Below are 26,060 nucleotides of genomic sequence, written 5' to 3'. Positions count from 1 at the left end.
AGAAGCCCATGGCCCGAGTTCGCCACAAACGCAAGCCCGTCGCCGAGATGAACGTGGTGCCCTACATCGATGTGATGCTGGTGCTGCTGGTCATCTTCATGGTGACGGCGCCCATGCTCAACCAGGGCGTGAAGGTAGACCTGCCCAAGGTTTCCAGCGAAGCCTTGCCGCAGGACAACAACGTCCAGATCCTCACCATCTCCATCAAGGCCGACAAGACCTATTACTGGAACCTCGGCAGCGAAGTCGATACCGACAAGCAGATGGACAAGGCCATGACCCTGCCGGCCATGACCGATGCCGTGACCAAGATCATTGCCGCCGGCCGTGACCAGGGCAAGCAGACCCAGGTATTCATTCGGGGTGACAAGGCGGTCGACTATGGCGCGGTCATGGGTGCCATGGGCGGGTTGCAGAAGGCCGGTGTCGGTAACGTTGGCCTGATTACCGAGGCGCCCTGATGCAACAGCGAGAGCCATCCGCCTCGGAAAGCTACTTCTGGCCCAGTGTCTGGGCCATCGGTCTGCATGTGCTGGTGTTCGGCTTGCTGTTCGTCAGTTTTGCCATGACGCCTGAGCTGCCGCCTTCCAAGCCAATCGTCCAGGCTACCCTGTACCAGCTCAAGTCCAAGAGCCAGGCGACCACCCAGACCAACCAGAAGATTGCCGGGGAAGCGAAGAAAACCGCGTCGCGTCAGACTGAAGTCGAGCAGCTGGAGCAGAAGAAGGTCGAGCAGGAGGCCATCAAGGCTGCGGAACAAAAGAAAGCCGACGCCGCTCAAAAGGCCGAAGAGGCTCGCGAAGCCGCCGAAGCGAAAAAAGCCGAGGACGCGGCCAAGGCCGCCGAAGCCGCCAAGGCCAAGCAAGCCGCCGAAGCCAAGAAGGCCGAGGAGGCGAAGAAAGCCGCCGAGAAGCAACAGGCTGACATCGCCAAGAAGAAGGCCGAGGACGAAGCGAAGAAAAAAGCCGAAGAAGAGGCCAAGAAAGCGGCCGCTGAAGAGGCGAAGAAACAAGCCGCCGAGGACGCCAAGAAAAAGGCAGCCGAAGAGGCCAAGAAGAAAGCAGCCGAGGACGCCAAGAAGAAAGCGGCGGCCGAGGACGCGAAGAAAAAGGCAGCTGAAGAGGCCAAGAAGAAGGCCGCTGCAGACGCCCAGAAGAAAAAGGCACAGGAAGCGGCTCGCAAGGCGGCAGAAGACAAGAAAGCCCAGGCCCTGGCCGAGCTGTTGTCCGATACCACCGAGCGGCAGCAGGCCCTGGCTGACGAGCAAGGTGACCAGGTGGCCGGCGATTTCGACGACCTGATCCGCATGCGCGCGGCCGAGGGTTGGGCGCGTCCGCCTTCCGCGCGTAAGGGCATGACGGTGACCCTGCAGGTAAGCATGTTGCCGGACGGTACCGTTACCAGTGTCAGCGTGGTCCGTTCCAGTGGTGACGGCCCGTTCGACAGTTCGGCGGTGGCTGCGGTCAAGAACATTGGTCGTTTGACCGAGATGCAGGGTATGAAGCCGAGCGATTTCAACCGTTATCGTTCGTTCAAGATGACATTTACACCTGAGGATCTAGCGTTGTGATTAAACGTCTGAGAGGACTGCTGGTCTTGCTCTGCTGCGTGGCAGGCTTGGCGGTGGCAGAGGAAAAGAACATCCTGGTCACCAGCGGCAGCGACCGGGCCACGCCCATTGCGGTAGTACCGTTCGGTATGCAGGGCGGTAGCGTGTTGCCTGAAGACATTGCCGACATCATCGGCAACGACCTGCGCAACTCTGGCTACTATTCACCGATTCCGCGGCAGAACATGATCAGCCAGCCGTCGCAGGCCAGCGAAGTGATTTTCCGTGACTGGAAAGCCCTGGGCGCCCAGTATGTGATGGTCGGTAGCATCGTGCCGTCGGGTGGTCGCCTGCAGGTGCAGTACGCGCTGTTCAACGTCGCCACCGAGCAGCAAGTGCTGACCGGTAGCGTGGCGGGCAGCACCGACCAGTTGCGCGACATGGCGCACTACATTGCAGACCAGTCGTTCGAGAAGCTCACCGGCATCAAGGGTGCGTTCTCGACCCGCATGCTGTACGTGACTGCCGAGCGCTTCTCCACCAACAATACCCGCTACACCCTGCAGCGCTCGGACTACGACGGTGCACGTGCGGTCACCCTGCTGCAATCGCGCGAGCCTATCCTGTCGCCGCGGTTCGCACCGGATGGCAAGCGTATTGCCTACGTATCGTTCGAACAGAAGCGCCCGCGCATCTTCGTGCAGAACATCGATACCGGCCGCCGCGAACAGGTGACCAACTTCGAGGGCCTGAACGGCGCGCCAGCCTGGTCGCCTGACGGTTCGCGCCTGGCCTTCGTGCTGTCCAAGGACGGCAACCCGGACATCTACGTGATGAACATGGCCTCTCGCCAGATCAGCCGCGTAACCGCCGGCCCTGGTATCAACACCGAGCCGTTCTGGGGTAAAGACGGCAACACCATTTACTTCACCTCCGACCGGGGCGGCAAACCGCAGATCTATAAACAGTCGGTCAGTGGGGGTGGTGCCGAGCGCGTAACCTTCGTGGGTAACTACAACGCCAACCCGAAACTTTCGGCAGACGAGAAAACCCTGGTGATGATTCATCGCCAACAGGGCTTTACCAACTTCAAAGTGGCGGCACAGGACTTGCAGCGCGGAAGTGTAAAGATTCTCTCGGAAACAAGTCTTGATGAGTCTCCCACTGTTGCGCCAAACGGCACCATGCTAATCTACGCCACCCGCCAGCAGGGCCGGGGAGTCTTGATGCTCGTGTCGCTTAATGGCCGCGTGAGGCTCCCACTTCCTACCGCTCAAGGCGAAGTCAGAGAACCGTCCTGGTCCCCTTACCTGAACTGATTGCGGCGTAATACGTTTTGCTTAACACACTGGGGTTTCATTAGGAGTTTCACGATGGAAATGCTGAAGTTTGGTAAATTTGCTGCGCTGGCTCTGGCCATGGCCGTAGCTGTAGGTTGCTCCTCGAAGGGCGGTGACAACGCAGGCGAAGGCGCTGCTGTAGATCCTAACGCTGGCTACGGTGCCAACACTGGCGCTGTCGACGGCTCCCTGAGCGAAGAAGCCGCCCTGCGCGCAATCACCACCTTCTACTTCGAATACGACAGCTCGGACCTGAAGCCAGAAGCCATGCGCGCTCTGGACGTTCACGCCAAGGACCTGAAAGCCAACGGCAACCGCGTTGTTCTGGAAGGTAACACCGACGAGCGCGGCACCCGCGAGTACAACATGGCTCTGGGTGAGCGTCGTGCGAAAGCCGTTCAGCGCTACCTGGTTCTGCAGGGTGTTTCCCCTGCTCAGCTGGAAGTGGTTTCCTACGGCGAAGAGCGTCCAGTTGCTACCGGCAACGACGAGCAGTCCTGGGCTCAGAACCGTCGCGTAGAACTGCGTAAGTAAGTTCTTATGCGTATGTGCCGCCGTGTAGTAACCGTCCTCGCACTCAGCCTGCCGCTCGCGGCCTGGGCTGAGGTCCCTGTAGTAGATGACAACGCAGGCAGTTATCCGCCCGCGGGTTATGGCACGAGCGGCGCCTATGCCGGGTCGGGGGCTTCGGCCCCTGCCTCTGCACAGGGCCAGCTGTTCATGCAGCTGCAACAGATGCAGGACCAGCTTTCCCGCCAGCAAGGCATCATCGAAGAGCTGCAAAACGATGTGTCGCGCATGAAGCAGGAAAACCTGGAGCGGTACCAGGATTTGGACCGTCGCATCAACAGTGGTGCTGCACCTGCCGCAACCCCTGACAATTCCTCCGGTGGTGCATCCAATGCCGCCTCCGGTGCAGCAGCCGGTGCTGCTGCGCAACAACCGGCCGCCAGTAGCGAGCCCGGTGATCCGGCGAAAGAGAAGCTCTACTACGATGCAGCTTTCGACCTGATCAAGCAAAAAGACTTCGACAAGGCCAGCCAGGCGTTCACCGCCTTCCTGCGCAAATACCCGAACAGCCAGTACGCCGGCAATGCCCAGTACTGGTTGGGTGAGGTGAACCTGGCCAAGGGTGACTTGCAAGGCGCCAGCCAGGCGTTTGCCCAGGTCAGCCAAAAGTACCCCAAGCACAGCAAGGTGCCAGACTCGCTTTACAAACTGGCCGACGTCGAGCGCCGCATGGGCCACACCGACAAGGTCAAGAGCATCCTGCAACAGGTCATCACCCAGTATCCCGGCACCTCTGCCGCGCAATTGGCACAGCGTGACCTGCAAAAGCTCTAAGGCCCTTTGCAGTAGCGTTTGAAATAAACCCGCGCCAGTCGCGGGTTTTTTCGTTAGAATCACGGCCCTTTTTTCGTAAACACGCTGCTGCGGATAACGCGATGTCGAGTCCGCGGCAGTGCCTGACGGAGGCGGGCAGCCTGTTTAGCTGTCACGCCCGTGGCGAGCATGCAAGACACATTACGCATCACCGAAGTCTTTTACTCTTTGCAGGGTGAAACACGAACGGCTGGGCTGCCCACGGTATTCGTGCGGCTCACCGGTTGCCCCCTGCGCTGCCAGTACTGCGACAGTGCCTACGCATTCAGTGGCGGTACCGTTCGTACCCTCGATTCGATCCTTGAGCAAGTGGCCGGCTTCAGGCCGCGCTACGTGTGTGTCACCGGTGGCGAACCGCTGGCCCAACCGAATGCGCTGCCGCTGCTGCAGCGGCTGTGCGATGCGGGCTACGAGGTGTCGCTGGAGACCAGTGGCGCGTTGGATATCGCCGGCACCGACACCCGGGTCAGTCGTGTGGTAGACCTGAAGACCCCAGGTTCCGAAGAGTCGCATCGTAACCTCTATTCGAACATCGACCAGCTGACCCGCAACGACCAGGTCAAGTTCGTCATCTGTTCCCGCGAGGATTACGACTGGGCAGTTTCCAAGCTGATCCAATACAACCTGGCCGAGCGTGCCGGTGAAGTGCTGTTTTCACCCAGCCATCATCAGGTGAGCGCCAGCGACCTGGCAGACTGGATCGTCGCCGACAACCTGCCCGTGCGCTTCCAGCTGCAGTTGCACAAGCTGCTGTGGAACGACGAACCCGGGCGTTGATTGAGGAGTAAATACACATGACAGAAAAACGCGCAGTCATCCTGTTGTCCGGTGGCCTGGACTCGGCCACGGTGGTCGCCATGGCCAAGGCCGACGGCTACAGCTGCTATACCATGAGCTTCGATTACGGCCAGCGCCATCGCGCCGAGCTGAACGCCGCCGCCCGCGTGGCCCGCGACTTGGGCGTGGTCGAGCACAAGGTCATTGGCTTGAACCTGGACGGTATTGGTGGTTCGGCCTTGACCGACAGCAGCATCGACGTGCCGGAAACCCCCGGTGAAGGTATTCCGGTGACCTATGTGCCAGCGCGCAATACCGTGTTCCTGTCGCTGGCGCTGGGTTGGGCTGAAGTGCTGGAGGCGCGTGATATCTTCATTGGCGTGAACGCCGTGGACTACTCCGGCTACCCGGATTGCCGCCCTGAGTTCGTCGAAGCGTTCGAGCGCATGGCCAACCTGGCGACCAAGGCCGGGGTCGAAGGGCAGGGCTTCAGGATCCAGGCGCCGCTGCAGAACATGAGCAAGGCGCAAATCGTGCAGGCCGGTATGGCCCGCGGCGTGGACTATAGCCTGACTGTTTCCTGCTACCAGGCCGACGATGAAGGGCGTGCCTGCGGCAAGTGCGACAGTTGCCGCCTGCGTGCCGATGGCTTCAGGGCTGCCGGTGTCGACGACCCGACGCGCTACGCTTGAACTGATCAGAGGGTATTGATTTCCCGTTAGAAATCAGTATTATACGCGCCATCCAACGGGTCGTTAGCTCAGTTGGTAGAGCAGTTGGCTTTTAACCAATTGGTCGTAGGTTCGAATCCTACACGACCCACCATATTCACAGCGGTTCGTGAGTGCTTGAGAGGGGGCTTGCCAGCCAGTTTCTAGTCTTGCAGCCGTCTGGAGCGAACCTCGAGGCGCTTCAGTGTGACATCAATGTGAATTAGCCCGCAGCCTGCACAGGTTCGCGGGCTTTTTCTTTGGTTCATTCAGCGTAAGTACCTGCCTTCACGCCTGACCAACCTGCACCCAGTGCTCAAAGAAAAATCATGTAAGACAGGCTCTTAGCGGAGGCAGATCATGGTTTTTCGCCCAGGCATATCACGTATTGCCCAAACGTACGCTCGCCAGGCTGAATTCACCTAGCTTCCAAATTCATTGTTCAGTTCCGTCTGGAGCCAGTCTATGAACCAGTTGGCGTCCTCGGAAAGCTCGCCAGATGGCGTCAGTACCCTGTAACTCTCGAGCCTCACTTCAGTATTCACCGCCTTTACCAGCCTGCCTGCATCGAGCTCGTTTCTCACCAGTACTTCGTTAGCCAGCGCAATACCCTGACCGCTTTCAGCCACGGATAAGGCATGGTCATTGTTGACGTAGAGAATATCTGAATCGAGGTGAAACTCTAAACCGTGAGCGGTAAACCAGAGATTCCACCACTCACCGTTATCGACGTGGATAAGGTTATGTTTCACAAGGTCCACTGGCGCTGAAAGAGGCCCGACACTGGCGAGGTAGGCCGGGGTGCAGATTGGGAAAACCCTCGGGCAGACCAGGGTGGCGCGGCAGTTCGCATACTCGTTCTCCATGCCATAGACAATACCAAGGTCGGTCGTTTTTTTGTCTACCTCGGTGAATGTCGAATTGGGTTCAATTGCGAACTTCAAACCCGGCCGTAACTGGCGCATGCGTTCAATACGAGGCATCAGCCAGCGCTTGGCAAACCCCGGTACCACCATGATCCGCAGCCAGCGTTCGGCCTCTTTGGGTTGCGCTTCCTTGCCGGCTTCCATGATCAACTGCAGGGCGGCAGCGATCTTGCGGTGGTACTTCTCCCCAGCCGGGGTAAGGTTGACACCGCGAGAGGTACGCTCAAACAGTTGAATGCCTAGCCAGTCTTCAAGCAACTTTACGTGTCGGCCAATCGCCGGCTGGGTCACGTGCAGAGCTTTGGAGGCCTCCACATAACTGCCCAGACGGGCGGCTGCATCAAATGCACGCACCGCATTGAGCGGCGGCAGGCGGTGGGCTGACATGTTACTGGCACCTTTGCTATTAAATTAACTAACAGCCGCCATGTTTAAATTGAAGTATCGCCCCGCGCAAGCCCTAACTGATAATCGAGCCACAGCAGAACAAAAAAACTGTTTTCACCCCGTTCGCATTTTCGATCCTGCCAAAAAAATAACATCCATGGCCCGACTGATTGCCTGATCCGCAGCGCAACCGTAGGCGATGGGGGAATCGGAGGTTACGCATGAATGCCCTGCATTCGCTGCAAACGCTGGCGGTGTCGATCCGCTCGGTCCGCAAGGTCTACGGTGATCCGAACACCGGCCCGGTGGCATTGAAAAACGTCGAGTTGGACATTCACGATAACGAATTCTTTACCCTGCTCGGCCCTTCTGGCTGCGGCAAAACCACCCTGCTGCGGATGATCGCTGGCTTCGAGTTCCCTACCGAAGGCCAGATCATGCTTTACGGCGAGAACATCGCCGATCTTCCGCCGTTCCAGCGCCCGGTCAACACAGTGTTCCAGCATTATGCACTGTTCCCGCACATGACCATCGCCGAGAACCTGGCGTTCGGCCTTGAATCACACCCCATGGGCAAAATGTTCAATAAAGCACAGGTCGCCGACCGGGTTGACGAGATGCTCGCGCTGGTGCAGATGCAACGCTTTGCCAATCGCAAGCCTGCTCAGTTGTCTGGCGGTCAGCAGCAACGTGTGGCGCTGGCCCGTGCACTGGCACCGCATCCAAAAGTTCTGCTGCTCGATGAGCCGCTGTCGGCACTCGACCTAAAGCTGCGCCAAGCCATGCGCGAAGAGCTTAAAAGCATTCAGGCCAAGACCGGTATCACCTTCATCTTCGTCACGCACGACCAAGAGGAGGCGCTGACCATGTCCGACCGTATCGCCGTATTGTCCGAAGGCGAAGTCCAGCAGGTTGGCAGACCGGAGGACATCTACGAGCGGCCGCGCAATCGCTTTGTCGCCGACTTCATTGGTGAAACCAACTTCATCGAAGGCACTGTCACCCATGCACAGGCGGGCCAGGCATGGTTTACCGGCCCAGCCGGTCATCCGTTACCGGCGCAAGCGTGCGCAGACGTAACCGTCGGGGCCCGGGTGACCCTCTCGGTGCGCCCTGAGCGGCTCCACCTGGTGCCTGCCGATACTGAAGCGGCACTGCCGTGCCGGATCGAAGCGCAGATTTATCTGGGTACCGACCTGCAATATCAGGTCAGCCTCAGCGACGGGGCGCGCCTCACCGTACGCACCCCCAACAGCGTCGACCAGAGCCTGCGCTTTGTCGTCGGCAGTCAGGCCGGTCTGCTGTTCGATCAGGGAAGCGCCAGCGTCCTGCACGATTGAGCCCGAGGAGTTGTCATGCACGCCTTACCGATTGCCAACACGCTGGAACGCCGCAAGCGTTTGCACAGTTTACTCGGGGTCAGCCCGGCACTGCTCGCCATCGGCCTGTTTCTGATCGTGCCGATTCTGATCGTCGTCGGCTATTCCCTGATGGAAGCCAACCCCTACGGCGGGGTGAACAAGGCATTCAGCGTCGATGCTTACATTTCGCTGCTGTTTGAACGGCAAATGGACGACAGCCTGGTCTTCGCCGACTCCTACCTGGTCATTGCCCTGCGCTCGGTCGGCATCGCCGGCCTGACCACGGTCATCACGCTATTGATCGGTTTTCCGGTGGCGGTGTGGCTGGCTATGCAGCCGGCCCATCGGCGTGGCCTGCTGATCTTCCTGATCACCGTACCGTTCTGGGCCAACCTGTTGATTCGCACGTATGCGTGGATTCTGCTGCTGCGCAACACCGGGGTGGTGAATAACAGTTTGATGGGAATGGGCGTTATCCATGAGCCGTTGCAGTTGCTGTACACCGACGGTGCCGTGCTGCTGGGGCTGGTCTACACCTATGCACCGTTCGTGGTGTTGCCGATCTACGCGACGCTGGAAAAGATGGATGTTCGCTTGCTCGAAGCTGCTCAAGACCTGTACGCAGGGCGCGTACGCACCCTGCGCAAAGTGGTTTTGCCAATCGCCAAACCGGGCATTCTCGCTGGGGCCATCCTTACTTTCGTGCCTTGCCTAGGTGCGATGATCGCCCCGGAACTGCTCGGCGGTGGTACGCGGATGATGCTCGGCAACTTGATATTCCGGCAATTCAGTGATGCGCGTAACTGGCCGTTTGGCGCCGCACTCTCGCTGGTGTTGATGGCTGCCGTGATGCTGGTACTGACCATCTATGCCCTGCGCGCCGAGCGCCAGCGCATCGCCAAAGGAGGTGCGTAATGCTTGCTCTGTTCAATCGCCAAGGGTTGTGCATACGAGACTTTCCCGGGTTTGGTGGCTTCAGTCTCCTGTTCTACCTGTACCTTTATGCACCGATCGTGGTGCTGGTGGTGTTCTCGTTCAACGCTAATCAGTCGGCGACTGTCTGGACCGGTTTCAGCCTTGACTGGTATCGCGCTGCTTTCGCCAACCAGGCCTTGCGCCAGGCTGCCGGCAACAGTTTGCTGATCGCCGTGTGCGCGAGCATGATCGCCACGGCGCTTGCCACCCTTGCCGCCCTTGGTACTTCACGGGGCGCCAAGTTCAAAGGGCTGCAACTGTCGATGGGCGCGATCATGCTGCCGTTGGTACTTCCGGAAATTGTCGTGGGGGTGGCAACGCTGGCGCTGTTTTCCACCATCGGCCTGTCGCTCGGCTACGGCAACTTGATCATCGCCCATACGGTGTTCTGCATTCCTTTCGCCTACCTGCCCATTCGTGCGCGGCTCAACGACATGGACCTGTCCCTGGAACAGGCTGCCGGGGACCTCTACGCCGGGCCGTGGCGAACCTTCCGCAAGGTCACCTTACCGCTGCTGATGCCGGGGATTTTCTCCGGGCTGATGCTGGCCTTCATCGTCTCGCTCGATAACTTCGTGATCTCGATGATGGTCTCGCAGGCGGGCACGACCACCTTGCCGATTTTCATCTTCGGCCTGTTGCGCATGGGCGTGACACCCGACGTCAATGCCGTGTCGACCCTGATCCTGGGGGTCTCGGTGCTGTTTGTCTGCCTCTCTTACCTGCTGGGCAAAAAGAACGTCTGAACTTTTTAGGAGCTGTGGGGAAATAGCATGAACAAGTGGATAAAAAGCGTTGGTACTTATTTGTTCGTTAGTGTGCCGCTGGTCATGGCCGGCAGTGTGCAGGCCGCGGAAAAACTCAACGTGGTCAGCTGGAGCGGTTATTTCTCGCCAGAGATTCTCGCCAAATTCCAGAAGCAGACTGGGATTGAGGTCACGGTCGATTCCTATGACTCCAACGAAACCCTGCTGGCAAAGTTGAAGCAAGGCGGTGCGGGGTATGACGTGGCGATTCCGTCGCACCAGTTCATCCCGATCCTGATCAAGGAAAACCTGCTGGAGCGCTTCGACCCGGTGAAACAGCCCTATTACGCCAGCGTAGTGGATAACCTGAAAAATCCGGGTTGGGACCCGGACGGTGCATATTCGATGCCGTTCATCTGGGGCACTACCAGCATCGTGCTGGACACCGCACGTTATAAAGGCCCTGCCGACAGCTACAAGGTTCTATATGAGCCGCCCGCCGAGTTGCAGGGGCGGATCAACATGTTCGATTCGGTCAGTGACATGGTCGACATGGCCAGCCTGTACCTGAACATTCCGTTGTGCAGCGAAGACTCGAAGCAGATGCAGCAGGTTCTGAGCTTGCTCAAGGCACAAAAGCCGTTCGTGAAGACGTACAGTTCAAAGGCGGGGTCGATTCGTGAAAACCTTGCCTCGGGTGAAATCGATATGTCGATGTTCTGGGGGGGCTCATCCATGCGTGCGCGGGAGATGAAGCCGACGCTGAAGTATCTCTACCCGAAAGAAGGCGTACTGGCATGGGTCGACAATATGGTCATCCCCGCCGGTGCCAAGCACCCGGAGAATGCCAAGGCATTCATCGCTTTCCTCAGCCAGCCGGAAAACTCGGCGATGACGCAGCGTTTCCTCAAGCACCAAAGCCCGATCAAAGGCGTTGAACCGTTTCTCGATGCGTCGCTTAAGGAAGCACCGGAATTGCACATTCCCGAGGGCACCCACGTGGTGTTCAGCAAGACCTGTGGCGAGGGCGCGATCCGTCTGGCCGATCGTCTCTGGACCAGCCTGATGCGTTGATCACTGCCGCCCCGGCACGAGGCCGGGGTGTTTCTCCAGCCGTCTGAAAGGCGCCGTAGTCATGAATTCCAATCACATCAGCGAACTGGTCCTGCTGCAGGCCCATGAGCTCGCCGAACGTATTCGCCTGCGCCAGGTGTCTTGCCGAGAAGTCATGCAGACTTACCTCGCCCATATCGAACGTTTCAACCCACTGGTGAATGCGCTGATCAGCCTGCAATCACCTGAAAGCCTGTTGGCTCAAGCCGATGCGCGCGACGCCGAACTGGCCCGTGGTGCATACCGCGGCTGGATGCATGGCCTGCCTCATGCGATCAAGGACTTGTCACTGACGCAAGGGATACGTACCACCTTCGGTTCACCGTTGTTCAAGGATTACCTGCCAGAGCGCGACGGCATCATGGTCGAGCGGATCAAGGCTGCTGGCGCGATCATAATTGGCAAAACCAACACCCCGGAGTTCGGGCTTGGTTCGCAAAGCTATAACCCGTTGTTCGGCCCTACCGCTTGCGCGTATGACCTGAGCAAAACGGCGGGAGGCAGCAGCGGCGGCGCGGCGGCAGCACTGGCGATGCATCTGGTACCCGTGGCCGATGGCAGCGATATGATGGGTTCGCTGCGTAACCCGGCGGCGTTCAATAACATCTTCGGGTTCAGACCTTCCCAGGGGCGTGTGCCGTTCGATGACAGTGCGGATCTGTTTTTCGACCAGCTTGGTTACGAAGGCCCGATGGCGCGCAGTGTGAAGGATGCGGCGTTGCTGCTATCGGTGCAGGCCGGTGGGGATGCGCGAGCACCGTTGTCGATCAGCGAATCCGGTACAGTCTTCGCCATGCCTCTAGAGCGCGAATTCAAAGGTACGCGCATTGGCTGGCTTGGCGACTTCAACGGTTACCTGCCGATGGAACGGGGCATTCTTGAGCTGTGCGAGAAAACCTTTGCTGACTTTGAAGGTTTAGGCTGCCATATCGAAGCCGTACAACCAGACTTCGCCCCCCAGAAGCTTTGGGGCAGTTGGCGCACGTTGCGCCACTGGATGGTGGCCGGCTCGTTGGGCGCGGCCTATGCCGACCCGCAAAAGCGCGCTCAGCTCAAGCCGGAAGCCTGCTGGGAGGTAGAAAATGGCCTGAAACTGTCAGCCAGTGAAGTGTTCGCCGCATCGGTAGCGCGCAGCGACTGGTATCGGTCCATCTCGCGGCTTTTCGAGCAGTACGACTACTTGCTATTACCCAGTGCCCAGGTTTTCCCGTTTGACAAAACGCTGCCATGGCCGACGGCTATCAACGACATCACCATGGACACCTATCATCGCTGGATGGAGGTCGTCATCCCTGGCACATTGTCTGGCTGCCCGGTAGCAAATGTACAAGCAGGTTTCAGTGAAAGCGGGCTTCCAATGGGCCTGCAAATTATCGGCCGGTATCAGGCCGACCTTTCGGTCCTGCAACTCGCACACGCTTATGAGCGGGCTAGCGATTGGTACAAGCGTCATCCTTCTCCATTGCTTCAGGATGTTCAGCGTTGATTCAGACCCATCGCCCTTGATGCTGGTGTTCGGAAGGTGAGTTCGCCGGACGCTGACTGCGAGCTGCCATGCTGTTGCCCCAAGCAGTCATCCTGTGGCTTCGATACCGCGCTTGATGGTCCAGAATGCAGCTGCAGGATCGCCATTTACGCCGATCTCGGTGAGGTTTGGTGGAGAGGGGTAGAGGGCTTGGCTGAGTTCTGTTTTCTGCACCCCAGGAGCGAGGTGGCATCCGATACACATGGCGTTGTTATTGCCTGCCCCTGCTTGGATATGAGTAGGGCCTTCAAGATCTGGGACGTCTATGTCGCGTGCACGGACTTCAAATGAGCGATCACGCGCCATGGCCAAAAACGCTTGTACAGCGGGGGACGCGCGGGACATCCGCACCAACGTTCACGAGACCGAAGCAAGCAGCGCCAAGCATTGCAGCGCTACCTACAGCATCCGCCGTCACCCGTGTTGTAATTGTCCTTTTCATAGTGAGTTCTCAAAACCACATCCGAATACCGGCAACAAACCGAGCTTCGTCCACATCCCCACCTTCATCCCGGATGAAGTCGGCGGTTTTGCCGTAGGAACGGCTCCAGGTGACGCCTATGTACGGTGCGAACTGGCGGACAATTTCGTACCGCAACCGTAGCCCAACTTCCGTATTTGCCAGGCCAGAACCGAAGCCGCGTTCCGGATCGTTCTTGCCATAGAAATTGGCCTCAGCGGTTGGCTGAAGGATCAAACGATTAGTCAGCAGGATGTCGTACTCACCTTCCAGGCGGGCAGCGGTTTGACCGTTCTCACCGATAAACGCCGTGACTTGCGCTTCGAAGTCATACAGCGCCATACCCTGAATACCGAACGCGGCCCAGGTCTGGGGATCTTCCGGTTTGAAGTCCTGTCGGACGCCGGTGACAACATCCCACCAAGGGCTTATGGAGCGGCCATAGAGGAGCTGTAGCTCGGCATCTTCAGTAACCCCATTGGTACGCTCGCCCTCCGAGCGAATCCAGAGCCTGTTGATGTCACCGCCCACCCAACCGGATGCGTCCCAGGCAAGCGTGCTACCGGCGTCAGCATCCTGGTATTCCAGCTGGTCAACCAAGAAAAAGCTGTTGGTACCGCTGTCATCCATTTTGTGCCCCTCAAGCGGGGGGAAGGCAGCCTGGCGGTCGGCATCAGTGAGTACCGGGATTGGCGTACGGCTGGTTGTGCTCGGTGAATCAACCTTGCCGTGTCCCATCTTGGAATGATCCATCGCGCCATGATCCATGCCTTTCATGGACCCGTGGTCCATGCCGTTCATGCTTCCATGGTCCATGTTGCCGTGAATCATCGAGGCCGCATTCGTTTTGGGCTGCGCATGGCCCATTTTGCTGTGATCAGCGGAGGCGGGCTGCGTAGGTTGCTTGCTCGCGTCCATCTGGCTGTGGTCCATGCCTGGCAGGGTATTTTGTGATGAGACGTCGTCCATCTGCATCGCACCGTGCTCCATTGCCGAGTGATCTATCCCGGAATGATCCATTTCAGCGGCGAAGCTGGGCGAAACGCCCAGCACGCCTAGCGAAGCGGCCAATACCAGCAGCGATGGTCGTGGAACGCTATTGGCCATTTTTTCCTGCCTCAGCTTTTTCGCTGCCATGCGCTTCCATCATTTTGCCGTGATCCATGCCTTCCATGGAGTCATGGTCCATGCCCTGAGCTTGCTTGCTCTTCGAACCGTGCGATTGTGTTGCGTCGGACGACTTTTGAGAGTGCTGGTCATGGTTTTCATTGGCCCAGGAAGCCGGGGCGTAGGCTGCCAGCAGGCCAACCATCGCAGTAGACAGGAAAAAGGCGCTTCGTTTCATTGGTTTGCTCATCTCGTATCTCCAGTTCATTCGTCCACGCGGACTTCTCGGAACATGCCCATCTCCATGTGGTACATGAGGTGGCAGTGATAGGCCCAGCGCCCGAGCGCATCTGCAGTAACGCGATAGCTTCGTTTCGAGCCAGGCGGCATATCGATCGTATGCTTTCGGACCATGAAGTTGCCTTCTTCATCCTCCAAGTCACTCCACATTCCGTGCAGGTGGATGGGGTGAGTCATCATGGTGTCATTCACCAAGGTAATTCGCAGACGCTCCCCATACTTGAGCCGCAGCGGTTCTGCGTCAGAGAACTTGATGCCATCGAAAGACCAAGCGAACTTCTCCATATGGCCGGTAAGGTGCAGCTCGATGGTCCGGCCCGGTTCACGGCCGTCAGGATCAATGAAGGTGCTACGCAAATCCAAATACGTGAGAACCCGACGCCCGTTATTGCGAAGCCCGATTCCCGGATCGTTCAGCTTCGGCGTTGGCGTCATGGTCTGCATATCGACCAGGGGGTTGTTTGATTCGGAGGCGGGATGGCTTTGCATCGCACCGCTAGCGGCCCTATTGGCGTGGTCCATACCAGCCATCTTGCCATGGTCCATTCCGGCCATGCTGCCGTGGTCCATGCCGCCCATGCTGCCGTGGTCCATGCCGCCCATGCTGCCATGATCCATCCCCATGTCGCCCATGGAGATCAGGGGACGTGGGTCTACCGTCGGTACCGGGGCCTGCAGGCCCTCACGGACAGCCAAAGTACCCCTTGAATAGCCGGTGCGATCCATGGACTGAGCAAAGATGGTGTAAGCCTGCTCGTTTTCAGGCTCGACAATGACATCGTAGGTTTCAGCAACGGCAATCCGGAATTCATCGATCGACACAGGCTGTACGTACTGTCCGTCCGCTGCGACAACGGTCATCTTCAAACCGGGAATTCGCACATCGAAATACGTCATCGCCGAGCCGTTGATAAAGCGAAGCCGGATTTTCTCGCCTGGTTTAAAGAGGCCCGTCCAGTTTCCGTCTGGCGCTTGGCCATTCATGAGATAGGTGTAGGTGTACCCGCTCACATCAGCGAGGTCGGTTGGGCTCATCTTCATCTCAGCCCATATCTTTCGATCGGCTAAGGTGGCAGACCAACCTTTTTCGCTCACGTCGTCGACGAAGTCGCCAACGGTACGCTTGTGAAAGTTGTAGTAATCCGACTGCTTTTTTAGCTTGGACATAACCCGTGCCGGGTCTTCGTCAGTCCAGTCACTCAGCATGACGACATAGTCACGGTCGTAGGTGAAAGGCTCGGGATCCATCGCATCGATTATGAGGGCACCGTAAACACCAACCTGCTCTTGGAAGCCCGAATGGCTGTGGTACCAGTAGGTGCCGTTCTGATGGACCTTGAACTTGTACTCGTACATGCCGTCCGGTGCGATGCCATGGAAGCTCAAGCCCGGCACGCCGTCCATGTTTGCCGGTAGAATGATGCCGTGCCAGTGGATAGACGTATCTTGCTTCAAGCGATTACGCACCCGCAGCGTGACTGTGTCGCCTTCTCGCCAACGGAGTACCGGTCCGGGTAGCGACCCGTTGATAGCCATTGCCGTTCGAGCTGCACCGGTAATGTTCACCGGGAGCTCCCCGATGTAGAGATCGAAGTCGGTGCCGGTCACTATGTTAGGCTGGCCAGGGCTAGTTACGGCCCAGACCGGCGCGCGCCACATACCTATCCCACCCAGTAGTCCGGTAGCAGCCAGGCCTTTGACGAATGAACGTCGAGTGGTTTTGCTTTGCATGCCGTTGCGTTCCAGTCAGGTAGATCGCTGATATCCAAGCTGCGAGATCCGCAACCATCTGATGAATTGAGCTCTCCCAAACTTCGCAGCTTTCGACAAAGCACCAGAATTGAGGGAGGACATACCCGCAAGCTGCCACAGTTCAGATTCCGGGGTGATTACAGTTCTGTAAGCTCAGCTCAGCAGCTCTCATGGCCGGGGTGCTTTGCGCTTTGGGCGGCAACCGGCCTTTCACAGTGCTAAAGCTAGCAACCCGGACTGTCAGCAAGCTGAGCCCGAGATTACTTTCCCGTCAGCTTCGAGTTGGGTGCCGCTTTTGCTGTAGACGAAGGGCATCCGAGGGGGCGCAACTGATGAAGTTACTCGCGGCCGAAGATAGGCCAAAAAACGGGGCATACCTGCAGCAAGGGCTGACAGAGGCAGGCTTTACAGTCCATCGTGTGGTCACTGGGAGCGATGCCTTGCAGCACGCGCTGAGCAAGGCATATGACCTGATGATCACCGCGTCCCGAACCATAGCTAACAGGAGCCTTGATTTTAGTAGTCAAGGAGCTCCAAGAAGCGCGCGGCAATTTTTGCCGGTTGTTTGTGTGGACACTAGACAGATGGGAGGGGCAGGTGAGATGGCGGCGAAGCTCAGTCCTTACCACCAGAGGTATCACGAGCGATGCCTTAAAAGTGTAGACAGCTCATCTAAAAGGAATTTTTACGCTTCTAACTAGGACTGAAAATGATTGGAGTTGGCCAGCTGGGACGAGGCCATCTATCTGGCCATCGTCCCGGTAATGCCAGTCAATTATTTTCAGCGATCTGCATAATGGGAAATGGTAAGCGCAATGACCAGCACGATTTGGATGGCTAACATGCTCACCAATAATCGTTTCATTTTGGGCGGGAAACGTTTAACTTCATTTAAGTCAATTAAGCCTCTGCGCAAAAAGATTGTCGGTATCGCCAGCACCAGAGCGATCGATCCCGTGCGCATGACTTTGCCAAGTAAGCCTGCATGCTGGAATGTTTTTTTATTGCCGGTCACGTACGTACAGTTCGGAAGAAACGACTCAAAGTACTCAGTGTGCTTATGTGCGATGTAACACAGCACGATCATAAACAGAATTATGGGTGCAAGGATAAACAGCGCAATCAATCCAGGGTCTACTGCATTCACTTCGATACCTCACGATATAAGAATTCACCTACCTTTTCGCCTCTATCGCTCCCGAAGTCACCGGCGATTTTACCGCCTACTGCACCGCCTATTACAGCACAAGCCAGCGCTCCTGGGCCGCCTGTACTAACCCCCAGAACGACTACACAAGCACCAGTTCCTACCATACCTCCCGCAGCCCCCCCCGATGCTGCCGCCTCCCAGGCCACCTATCAACGCCGAGCTTTCAACATATTTGGCGCGGCGGCACTGCTCTTCCCGGCCCATTGTGCAGGCTTTATGAATCGACAAGCCTGTGGCGGCCACATCCAGCGCAGTGCCGATGTACGTGCCTTTCTTAACTAGGTTGGAGGCTCTGGCAACGCCAGATACCTTATCGGCATAGCCGGCAATCTCACCTGTGTGGAGATAGCTGCGGGTCGAGATATTCAATGCTTGTTTGATCTTTCCCTGATTACGTAACCCTGAACCGTACGCGGCCAGGCTCCCCAAATGCTTTTCGAGCTTCATGAACAAAGCGGTGCGCTTGGCATAAAACGCGTCGCGGGCACTCAAGATGCCAGAGCCGAGGTAAACGCGATGGAGTTTTTCGATCTCCTCAAGTGTGTCCTTGATATTTTGCAGATGCCTGCTCCAGCCGTCACCGACTGCACCAACTCCCATTGAAGCGCTGGCAAGCACACTTTGCAGTAAGTCGAAGTGTTCCAGGAAGAAATCATCCGCATCCACCCCACTGGTAAGTAGTCCAGCGTGGATCTGAGCAGCCTGGGCCATCAGAGACGCTTCGTGGCTGGTACATGAGGGTGTGTTGGAATCGCCCACGATCACCAGCTCACCGCCCAGGACAGCGCTGTTGACAATGTGCGCATTCAGGATATCGAATTTGCCTAGGGTGTGCCCAGATAGCGGAGTGCTGGCTTTCAAAGACTGGTAGGACCCACGAGCGGCGCCTGCAAAATTGCCTGCTATGCTGCGGCCAGTTAGGTCTCCCGGAAAGCGCCTCAGCTAAATGCGGCCTGAAGAAGGTCCACGCGGGTATGCTCGGCTTCGAGGGGCAGCAGGTCCCGTTTCTTGTCCAAACCGCCGCTGTAGCCGCTTAGCTTTCCGTTGGCGGCGATCACGCGGTGGCAGGGCACGATGATCGAAATCGGGTTGACCGCATTGGCCATGCCGATGGCTCTGGCAGCGTCAGTTTGCCCATGCTCTTGGCCAGTTGACCGTAGCTGGTGACGGTGCCGTAGCGAACCATGGCAAGCATTGCCCATGCCTGCTCGAGAAAGTGGCTGCCACGAGGTGCCAGGTTTAGCGAGAAATCACGACGGGCCCCGCCGAGGTACTCAAGCAACTTTTGGATGATAGCTCCGAGGCCAACTTTCCAGCGTTCACGCTCGTTCGGCAGTTGATAGGTGGTCCTTCACCACGAGAGCTATTGACCAATAGCTGTCGATCGGTAGCTGCATAATCGCCCCCTCTGTCTGGATCAAACCGCCGAGAAACCATTAGTCGAGCGCCACAGAGGCGCGCTCCCGAGCCACCGATTCCCAGCAGAGCCGATTGCCCTTGGATTTGCGGGCGTCAATACTGGATTGAAACCGACAGCGCGGGATCAGCACGAAGTGCGCGAGCGTCAGACGTTGCACTTGAACCCCGTCATGATATTTCTTGGAGCGCTGTACATACCGTGGTCGCCGGCATAGCTCAGGTATTCACGGTCGAACACGTTGTTTAGATTGACTGACGCACTCAGATGCTGGTTGAAGTCGTAGCGAGCCAGGAGGTTGGTCACGGCATAGCTACTTTGGGTGAAGGTGTGCAGGTCGGCACCGGTTTTGCTCTGCCAGTTCACACCGCCGCCAACGGTGAGCTTGTCCAGAATCCCCGGCAGGCAATAGCTGGTGAAGGTCTTGAGACTGTGACGAGGCAGGTTGGTAACGATACGCTGGTTGTCAGCATCGGTGCTGACCGCATAGGCATAACCGGCAGATGCCTGCCAGCCTTCTGCCAGCTCTCCGTCCAGGGTGAACTCAGCGCCTTTGGTAGTGGTACGAGGGATTCTGTCGCGTGCGGGCGCAATTCAATGCACCGTCCCATCTGGCCATCCTGAATACGCAAGCGCTCATGGAACCGCTCGCACAGGCCAATGAACTGACATTGAAAGCAGCGGAAAATCAGTGCCGGGCCATGCTGGATCGCTATGCGCGATGAGGTGCGATATGCGCTGGCCAGGGAGTTCTTGCGCGAATATGTGCTATCGGTGGAACAGATTTCTGCCCGCCTTGGGTACATTGATCCGACCAGTTTCATCAAAGCCTTCAAGCGATGGACGGGTGAGACGCCGTTGTCGTATCGAAAGCGGCCTCGCGTGAATCGTTAGTTCGGGCACAGCATTCGGCCCGGGAAGCGTTGACCACCATAAGGATAGAAACAATGATCACTCGGTTGAGCTGGGTCCTGCGTCAAGTGACAAAACGCCTGTGGTTTCGGACAACGCTGTTTTCGCTTGCTGGCGTTGTCACGGCCTTGCTCGCCATCGCCTTGCGCGACTTCGTACCGCCATCGCTGCCTGCGAAGATCGGTGCAGACTCGGTCGACAAGATACTCGGCATCATCGCCTCCAGCATGCTGGCGGTGACCACGTTTTCCTTGAGTATCATCGTTTCTGCCTACGGTGCTGCCAGTAATGGCGTGACACCCAGGGCGACCACCTTGGTGATGGAAGATTCGACAACGCAGAATGCACTGGCCACGTTCATTGGCTCGTTTCTGTTCAGCCTGGTCGGCATCATCGCGCTGAGTACCGGTGCTTATGGGGCTCAGGGGCGGGTGGTGCTTTTTGCAGTGACCCTGTTGATGATCGTCCTGATCGTGTACACGCTGTTACGCTGGATCGGTCACCTATCCACGCTTGGAAGAGTCGGCGAGACAATTGATCGGGTCGAGGCCGCGACACTGGCTGCCCTGGAGCATCGCGCCCGCTGGCCCTATCTGGGTGGTGCCCCTTACCCCGAATCCTGCGTGCTGCCCTCTAGCGCGCTCACGATTGCCAGTACCGACACCGGCTACGTTCAGCACATCGATATCAGCGGCCTGGCGGCAGTGGCCGAGAAGCACCAGCTCAAGATCTACCTGGAAGTACTGCCAGGCACCTTTGTTCACATTGGCGCGCCCATAGCGCGGCTGCTACCCACAGCTTCGCCCCCTCCACAGGGCTCGGCGCTGGCGGCTGAAATCCTGCGCGCGGTCACGGTGGGTGTACGCCGCTCATTTGACCAGGATCCACGCTTCGGCCTTGCGGTTCTAACCGAAATCGCCTCGCGCGCCTTGTCTCCGGCGACCAATGATTCCGGGACCGTGATCGATGTGATCGGCCGTGGAGTCAGGTGTTTTTCCAAGTGGTCGATGCAATCCCCGGCCTCTGATGACGTCGATGAGAAGTGTCTGCGCGTTCATGTTCGGTGCATCGAAGTGCACGATTTATTCGATGACTTCTTTACATTGATCGCACGGGACGGGGCAGGGCTGTTGGAAATCGATATCCGGCTGATCAAGGCATTGATCAGTCTGGCTGAACTCGATCCACAGCGGTATGGCAAGCATTGCCGACACCATGCCGCTTTACTGGTCAAACGTGCGCAGACATCGTTGCACCTGGATGAAGAAAAGCAGCGGCTCCGGGATGTAGCCGCGCCGTTGCTTGGTCAGTAGCTTCGAGGCGCAAACGCAAAGGCCATCGACAAAGTTTGATAAAGCTGAACCCACTACGGCGCTTCTTGCACCCTACGCTTGGCGATGGAGAGTTTTGAGTAGTGTACTGGGGCGGCGGGTGCACCATTTTCAATCGCCTTGAGAAATGCCTCGGCGTCGTTCATGGGCAAGCGTTTGAGGTACTCGACATCCAGGTTCCACCATTGGCTTGCAAGCAGCCGCTCAATGATTTCAGGGCTATGCCGGTACTTGATGAACTTGGCTGGGTTTCCGCCAACGATCGCATAGGGGGGCACGTTTTTTGTCACTACTGCCCGTGTGGCAATGATTGCCCCCGTGCCAACCTCTACACCTTCCAAAATGGTCGCGCCATGCCCGACCCAGACATCGTGTCCCATGGTGACCCAGGAAAGCGCTGGAGAATAGGACAAGCCTCCCGTTTCATACTGGAAGGGGTGCGTGCTTACCCAATCGGTAGGGTGGGTATGCTTTTCCTGGCCCAGTGTGCAGTCGGATCCGATCGAGCAAAAACGGCCGATCGCAGAAATCACGGATAACGTGCTGCCACTCCTGATGTAGGTGTGGGCTCCGATGGTTACCGATGGCGACTCTACCCTGACGTGTCCAAGGCTTACACCTTGCTCAATGGTTGCGCAGGCACGGGCGCTGAAGGAACCAGAACCTCCGGCGACTTTGCCGCCCAGTTTTCGGAACGCTTTCTTGAATTGTTGTTCTCTGAGGATTCTGAGCATCTTTCCGATCGCACCACGACTGTTGAGCGTGGATGGTAGCAAGCACCCTCCGATCAAAAAAGGCTTCGCCCGGGGCCGACTGCCGATTTGCCCGCCGCGCTCTATTAATTAGAACGCATCTCTGCAGCCCTCTGCTTGTAGCCCTTTAGGGTGCCTCATAAGATTAGCCAGTTTCGCCTGTATTTATCGAGGCGTTGATTCTGGGAGTGGGGAATCCATGAAGAGGCCAGTCAGCCAGGTCGGCATGAAGTGGGTCGTGGAGGCGTTGGGCAGGCTGCCCCATCGCTTGCAATCTGCCATTGGCGGGTCTCGTCTCAACCAGCCGGGTCACGTGTTAAGCGCCGAAGTGGCGATGTTTCTCAGGCTGATGGGGGATCGCGAGCTTGCCCGCCCGCAGCACCAGCCCCTGGATAAAGTGCGCGAACAGACCGACCATGACGCCTGGGTGTTTGGCGGCTGTGATGCACCTGTCGACCTGGAGCGAAGCTTCACGATCGACGGGCAGGGCGGGCCTGTTCCAGTCAAGACGTTCGTAACGAACGACTGCGCGCAGGGCGTACTCATTTACTTCCACGGTGGCGCCTGGGTATCCGGAAGCCTGGCAAGCTGTGAAAGTATCTGCCGGTATCTGGCGCGCGAAGCCAGGCTGCACGTACTGTCGGTGGACTACAGGCTGGCACCCGAGCATCCATTTCCTGCCGCCATCGATGACGCACTGGCAGCCTATGAGCATGTGCTGAAGGACATGCAGGCGGCCAATACGCCTGGCGCATTCATTGCCGTGGCGGGCGACAGCGCGGGTGGCAATATTGCTGCCGCGTTGTGCTACACGCTCAGAGAGCAGAAACGGCGCTTGCCCGACTTCCAACTGCTGTTCTACCCGGTCCTGGACAACGAAAACAGGTCGACGTCCTATTCGCTGTTCGAAACAGGCTATGTGTTGACTGCGGACCAGATGAACTGGGCGCGTGAGCTGTATGTGCCCAGCCGGGCCTACAGCGACCCGGCTGTGTCGCCGTTGCTGGCCGACAGTTTTGAAGGGCTGCCACCAACGTATATTGCCACCGCCGAGTTCGACGTACTTCGCGATGAAGGTGAGGCGTATGCGCACCTGTTATCGGCCGCTGGGGTGAACGTGACCCTGCGCAGGGCGGCTGGGCTCATTCATGGGTTTGCGAACATGATGGGCGTCAGTCGCGTGGCCAGGCAGGAAATGCAGCAGGCAGTAGCAGCGCTGGTACGTAGCCGACAAGCGCACGGTGGGAAATGAGGGGTTGTCAGGCCTCTGGTGCCTGACAACCGCCAAGTGTGCATGACCCGATGCGCCCTGTTGCGTCAGGGGACACTTTTGATTTTCAGCACCAGCAGCCCGCCCATCAAGCCTGCCAGGCCTGCAAACATGTAGAGGGCAGGGTAGCCTCCGAACTGGGTCACCAGCATGGCGCACAGGGCAGGGGCGAGGATCTGTGGCCCGACGATGGCAACGTTGATGATCCCCAGGTCCTTGGCATGGTCCGCCGAACTGGGCAGCACCTGGCTGATGAGCGCTTGATCGACGGCGACGTAGGCACCATAGCCAACACCGAGTATCGCTGAGGAAACCATAGCCATCGGCCAGTTCTGCCAGAAGGCCAACAACAGCGAAGCCACTCCCATGATCATCCCCGACACCGTCACGATGGCTTTGCGCCGGCCGGTCCGATCCGATATGGCCCCGCAGGCGAAAGCGGTGACCACCACGGCAGCGGTATAGATCAGCACCAGCTTCAGCAAGCCGTCTTCGGCCCGCTCACCCGGGTAAAGCGCCTCATAGCGCAGGCCGTCGCGAAGAAAGTACAGAAAGAACAGGGTACCCGTGGCGCTGCTGAGGCCGACCAGAAAGCGCGTCGACCATGCCCAGGCAAAATCCGGATGCTTTCTGGGGCTGATCCAGAAGGCCGAAAACAACGCCTTCCAACGCCATTCACCGGTGTGCACCTGCTGCCCCAGCGGATCATCGGTAAACAACACAAATGGCATTGAAAGCACCACGAATATGGCCGCGACGACGGTGTAGCTTTGCGCTATGCCGACACCCAGCGTGGTGGTGATGACGGCGCCCAGTACAACTGCCACGGACAACATCACGCCATTCCAGGCGCTGACAATGGCCCGTTGCTCAACTGGCACGCGGTCCGGTATTGCAGCGGTGATTGCACACAACACCCCGCTGGTGCCCACTTGTACCAAGGCCCAATAAACGACGATGCCCGTCCAGGTCGTTTGCTTGCCCAGCATGTAAAGTGCCAGCGCGCCGACGACAATGCCGAGAAAGTTCCACGGGTGACGGCGGCCGAACACTGAGCGGGTTCTGTCTGACAGAAAGCCGATGACAGGCTGTGCGACCAGTGCGATGGCCGAGCCAATGCCCATCACCATGCCCAGCGCGCTTTCTTTCGAGTTGGGCGCCAATATTTCCATCTGCTGGGCAAGCAGTACTTGGATGGGGGCGAATACCGCCAGCCAGACGCCAAGCAGTGACAGTGCCATGGCTAGAATGAAACCCCTGCCTACCCGGGTGCCACGCCCGTGGTCACAGCGCTGCATTTTCAAATCCATGCGCAACTCACCCATCGTGTTTTCCTTGTTGTTATTGATCGGTCAAGGCCGCCAGCCAGTGTCAAACCTGCTGGCTGAGCACCAGCTTGTTCAGGAAGCTATTGCAAAGGTCCAGTTGCTCGAGCGACACGTATTCATTGGCCTTGTGTGCCTGCTCGATGTAGCCGGGCCCACAAACGATGGTGGGCACGCCAACTTCCTGAAATAAGCCTGCCTCGGTGGCATAGGAAACCCGGCGTACACGGGTGTCTTGCCGCAAGCCGGCAATCAGCGTGCAGATTGCTTCTTTTTCGCTGGGGCTCAACGCGGGTGCCCTGGAGATTTTTTCGAAGACGATTCCTGCGGTATGCACGCGTGACTTCATCTCCGGCTGAAGCACCTCTTCGGCGTAGCGGGTTATTTTTGCGTATATCGATTCGGGGTCGACGCCTGGCAGGTTGCGGAACTCGAACTGAAACTCGCAGTGTTCCGGGATCGTATTGATTGCTATGCCGCCACTGATCGTGCCTGTTTGCGCGGTACTGAACGGTACGTCGAAACCCTCATCGAACGGGCCGTGATGTGAAGACTGCCGTGCGAGGTCGCTGATGAAGGTAATCAGCCGCGCGGCATACTCGATGGCGTTCACCCCGGCCGGTTGCAGCGACGAGTGCGCAGCATGCCCTTTGACCTTGCAGCGGTAGGCATTGATGCCCTTGTGGGCAACGACGATGCCCATGCCGGTGGGCTCGCCAACGATGCAACCCTGCGGTGCAACGCCGCGCTTGACCAGGTCTTGCACCATTGAGGGGGCACCGGCACAGCCGATCTCTTCATCATATGACAGCGCAAAATGCAGCGGCGCTTTCAACGCGGTGCGCAGCATATTCGGCAGCTGTTCCAGAGCGACTCCAATGAAGCCCTTCATGTCGCATGCGCCACGTCCGTACAGCTTGTTGTCGCGTACGGTCGGTGAGAAAGGGTCGGACGCCCAGGCCTGGCTGGTGACCGGAACCACATCGGTATGGCCGGACAAGACCAACCCGCCGGTCGTGGACCCGTCACACGCAGGGACCGTGGCGAACAAGTTGGCCTTGCGCCCGTCACGGTCGTAGATGAGGGTGCTGTCGATACCGTAAGACTTGAAGTAGTCGCGCACCACTTCTATCAACCCCAAGTTCGACAGTGCGCTCGTTGTATCCATGCTGATGAGCCGCTCGACCCATGGGTAGGCAGTGCAAAAATTAGCAGAAGTCATCTTATGGTCTTCATTCAAAGTACATCGGCATTGGGTGGGCGCGGCGGTGGATGGCGCGAGTTTGCCGAGCACCAATGCCCACGTTTGAATCATCGCGTGCGGCCAACCGCCTGCATTATTGAAGTTCTGCAAGGCTGCAGGTACACCTGCCGGGTTGATGCTATGACGCCTAGAAAGTGACTACAATCAATGTCAGCTTGTTTTTTGTTC

Annotated in this window: 23 protein-coding genes, 1 tRNA gene and 4 pseudogenes; 16 read left to right on the top strand and 12 right to left on the bottom strand. The window is 58.0% G+C overall.

Features of this window, described 5'->3' with window-relative positions:
• Positions 1-8: 8 nt before the first annotated feature.
• The 8 genes from tolR to FPB55_RS19040 all read left to right on the top strand — a co-directional run bounded on the left by tolR (position 9) and on the right by FPB55_RS19040 (position 5,874).
• Positions 9-461, top strand: a complete 453-nt coding sequence (gene tolR, locus FPB55_RS19075) for a protein TolR (RefSeq protein WP_003254760.1) — start codon at positions 9-11, stop codon at positions 459-461.
• Positions 461-1,570: a cell envelope integrity protein TolA gene (gene tolA, locus FPB55_RS19070; protein ID WP_047149754.1), complete on the top strand. Its 1,110-nt coding sequence runs from the start codon at positions 461-463 to the stop codon at positions 1,568-1,570. The genes tolR and tolA overlap by 1 nt, the downstream gene beginning before the upstream one ends.
• Positions 1,567-2,868, top strand: a complete 1,302-nt coding sequence (gene tolB / locus FPB55_RS19065) for a Tol-Pal system beta propeller repeat protein TolB (RefSeq protein WP_009684057.1) — start codon at positions 1,567-1,569, stop codon at positions 2,866-2,868. The genes tolA and tolB overlap by 4 nt, the downstream gene beginning before the upstream one ends.
• Positions 2,869-2,922: 54 nt before the next feature.
• A complete protein-coding gene (gene pal, locus FPB55_RS19060) occupies positions 2,923-3,423 on the top strand; it encodes a peptidoglycan-associated lipoprotein Pal (protein ID WP_029887416.1) in 501 nt (166 codons plus the stop codon).
• 6 nt (positions 3,424-3,429) lie between these two features.
• On the top strand, positions 3,430-4,233 hold the full coding sequence (ybgF, locus tag FPB55_RS19055; RefSeq protein ID WP_029887417.1) for a tol-pal system protein YbgF: 804 nt from the start codon (positions 3,430-3,432) through the stop codon (positions 4,231-4,233).
• 168 nt (positions 4,234-4,401) lie between these two features.
• Positions 4,402-5,049, top strand: coding sequence for a 7-carboxy-7-deazaguanine synthase QueE (gene queE, locus FPB55_RS19050; RefSeq protein ID WP_009684060.1), 648 nt, complete (start codon positions 4,402-4,404; stop codon positions 5,047-5,049).
• 17 nt (positions 5,050-5,066) lie between these two features.
• Positions 5,067-5,741 (top strand): 7-cyano-7-deazaguanine synthase QueC, encoded by a 675-nt coding sequence (gene queC / locus FPB55_RS19045; RefSeq protein ID WP_009684061.1) that lies wholly within the window; start codon positions 5,067-5,069, stop codon positions 5,739-5,741.
• Positions 5,742-5,798: 57 nt separating this feature from the next.
• Positions 5,799-5,874 (top strand) — tRNA-Lys (locus tag FPB55_RS19040).
• A gap of 307 nt (positions 5,875-6,181) precedes the next feature.
• Here FPB55_RS19040 and FPB55_RS19035 read toward each other — a convergent pair.
• Positions 6,182-7,072 (bottom strand): LysR substrate-binding domain-containing protein, encoded by an 891-nt coding sequence (locus tag FPB55_RS19035; protein WP_009684062.1) that lies wholly within the window; start codon positions 7,070-7,072, stop codon positions 6,182-6,184.
• Positions 7,073-7,293: 221 nt separating this feature from the next.
• Here FPB55_RS19035 and FPB55_RS19030 point away from each other — a divergent pair, with 221 nt between their 5' ends.
• From FPB55_RS19030 to FPB55_RS19010, 5 genes are all read left to right on the top strand, one after another.
• Entirely contained in the window at positions 7,294-8,412 is a 1,119-nt protein-coding gene (locus FPB55_RS19030; RefSeq protein ID WP_009684063.1) for an ABC transporter ATP-binding protein, read from the top strand.
• Between the two features lie 15 nt (positions 8,413-8,427).
• Positions 8,428-9,348 (top strand): ABC transporter permease, encoded by a 921-nt coding sequence (locus FPB55_RS19025; RefSeq protein WP_009684064.1) that lies wholly within the window; start codon positions 8,428-8,430, stop codon positions 9,346-9,348.
• On the top strand, positions 9,348-10,154 hold the full coding sequence (locus FPB55_RS19020) for an ABC transporter permease (RefSeq protein WP_009684065.1): 807 nt from the start codon (positions 9,348-9,350) through the stop codon (positions 10,152-10,154). The genes FPB55_RS19025 and FPB55_RS19020 overlap by 1 nt, the downstream gene beginning before the upstream one ends.
• A gap of 27 nt (positions 10,155-10,181) precedes the next feature.
• A complete protein-coding gene (locus tag FPB55_RS19015; RefSeq protein WP_009684066.1) occupies positions 10,182-11,228 on the top strand; it encodes an extracellular solute-binding protein in 1,047 nt (348 codons plus the stop codon).
• A 61-nt stretch (positions 11,229-11,289) separates the two neighbouring features.
• Complete coding sequence (locus tag FPB55_RS19010; RefSeq protein ID WP_047149755.1) at positions 11,290-12,753, top strand: amidase; 1,464 nt, start codon at positions 11,290-11,292, stop codon at positions 12,751-12,753.
• Between the two features lie 67 nt (positions 12,754-12,820).
• Here the strand turns inward: FPB55_RS19010 and FPB55_RS19005 are convergent.
• The 4 genes and pseudogenes from FPB55_RS19005 to FPB55_RS18990 all read right to left on the bottom strand — a co-directional run.
• Positions 12,821-13,234: pseudogene (locus FPB55_RS19005) on the bottom strand (cytochrome c); the annotation flags it as partial.
• A 9-nt stretch (positions 13,235-13,243) separates the two neighbouring features.
• Entirely contained in the window at positions 13,244-14,359 is a 1,116-nt protein-coding gene (locus tag FPB55_RS19000; protein WP_009684068.1) for a copper resistance protein B, read from the bottom strand.
• Positions 14,349-14,609 (bottom strand): hypothetical protein, encoded by a 261-nt coding sequence (locus tag FPB55_RS18995; RefSeq protein ID WP_009684069.1) that lies wholly within the window; start codon positions 14,607-14,609, stop codon positions 14,349-14,351. The genes FPB55_RS19000 and FPB55_RS18995 overlap by 11 nt, the downstream gene beginning before the upstream one ends.
• 14 nt (positions 14,610-14,623) lie before the next feature.
• Positions 14,624-16,390, bottom strand: a complete 1,767-nt coding sequence (locus tag FPB55_RS18990; protein WP_144189040.1) for a copper resistance system multicopper oxidase — start codon at positions 16,388-16,390, stop codon at positions 14,624-14,626.
• 353 nt (positions 16,391-16,743) lie between these two features.
• Between FPB55_RS18990 and FPB55_RS18985 the strand changes: the two are divergent.
• Positions 16,744-16,890, top strand: a pseudogene (locus tag FPB55_RS18985) (DNA-binding response regulator); the annotation flags it as partial.
• A 302-nt stretch (positions 16,891-17,192) separates the two neighbouring features.
• On the opposite strand, the gene FPB55_RS18980 reads toward FPB55_RS18985, so the two are convergent.
• The 4 genes and pseudogenes from FPB55_RS18980 to FPB55_RS18965 all read right to left on the bottom strand — a co-directional run.
• Positions 17,193-17,558 (bottom strand): hypothetical protein, encoded by a 366-nt coding sequence (locus FPB55_RS18980; RefSeq protein ID WP_115294565.1) that lies wholly within the window; start codon positions 17,556-17,558, stop codon positions 17,193-17,195.
• Positions 17,555-18,527: pseudogene (locus FPB55_RS18975) on the bottom strand (hypothetical protein). Before FPB55_RS18975 ends, FPB55_RS18980 begins: the two are co-directional and overlap by 4 nt.
• Before the next feature lie 32 nt (positions 18,528-18,559).
• Positions 18,560-18,727, bottom strand: coding sequence for a methylated-DNA--[protein]-cysteine S-methyltransferase (locus tag FPB55_RS18970; RefSeq protein ID WP_009684073.1), 168 nt, complete (start codon positions 18,725-18,727; stop codon positions 18,560-18,562).
• Between the two features lie 458 nt (positions 18,728-19,185).
• Positions 19,186-19,602 (bottom strand): annotated as a pseudogene (locus FPB55_RS18965) (TonB-dependent receptor); the annotation flags it as partial.
• Positions 19,603-19,985: 383 nt separating this feature from the next.
• Between FPB55_RS18965 and FPB55_RS18955 the strand changes: the two are divergent.
• Entirely contained in the window at positions 19,986-21,263 is a 1,278-nt protein-coding gene (locus FPB55_RS18955) for a DUF2254 domain-containing protein (protein WP_144189038.1), read from the top strand.
• 53 nt (positions 21,264-21,316) lie between these two features.
• Here the strand turns inward: FPB55_RS18955 and FPB55_RS18950 are convergent, their stop codons facing one another.
• Positions 21,317-22,015: a CatB-related O-acetyltransferase gene (locus tag FPB55_RS18950; RefSeq protein WP_009684076.1), complete on the bottom strand. Its 699-nt coding sequence runs from the start codon at positions 22,013-22,015 to the stop codon at positions 21,317-21,319.
• 256 nt (positions 22,016-22,271) lie between these two features.
• Between FPB55_RS18950 and FPB55_RS18945 the strand changes: the two genes are divergently transcribed.
• A complete protein-coding gene (locus FPB55_RS18945; protein WP_178097528.1) occupies positions 22,272-23,285 on the top strand; it encodes an alpha/beta hydrolase in 1,014 nt (337 codons plus the stop codon).
• 65 nt (positions 23,286-23,350) lie between these two features.
• Here the strand turns inward: FPB55_RS18945 and FPB55_RS18940 are convergent, their stop codons facing one another.
• Both FPB55_RS18940 and argE read right to left on the bottom strand, forming a co-directional pair.
• A complete protein-coding gene (locus FPB55_RS18940) occupies positions 23,351-24,628 on the bottom strand; it encodes an MFS transporter (RefSeq protein WP_144189036.1) in 1,278 nt (425 codons plus the stop codon).
• 46 nt (positions 24,629-24,674) lie between these two features.
• Positions 24,675-25,982, bottom strand: coding sequence for an acetylornithine deacetylase (gene argE / locus FPB55_RS18935; protein WP_225785996.1), 1,308 nt, complete (start codon positions 25,980-25,982; stop codon positions 24,675-24,677).
• Between the last annotated feature and the right edge of the window lie 78 nt (positions 25,983-26,060).

Source organism: Pseudomonas sp. BJP69 (assembly GCF_007633355.1).
Classification (GTDB): Bacteria; Pseudomonadota; Gammaproteobacteria; order Pseudomonadales; family Pseudomonadaceae; genus Aquipseudomonas; species Aquipseudomonas juntendi.
This window is presented reverse-complemented; position numbering and strand designations above follow the sequence as displayed.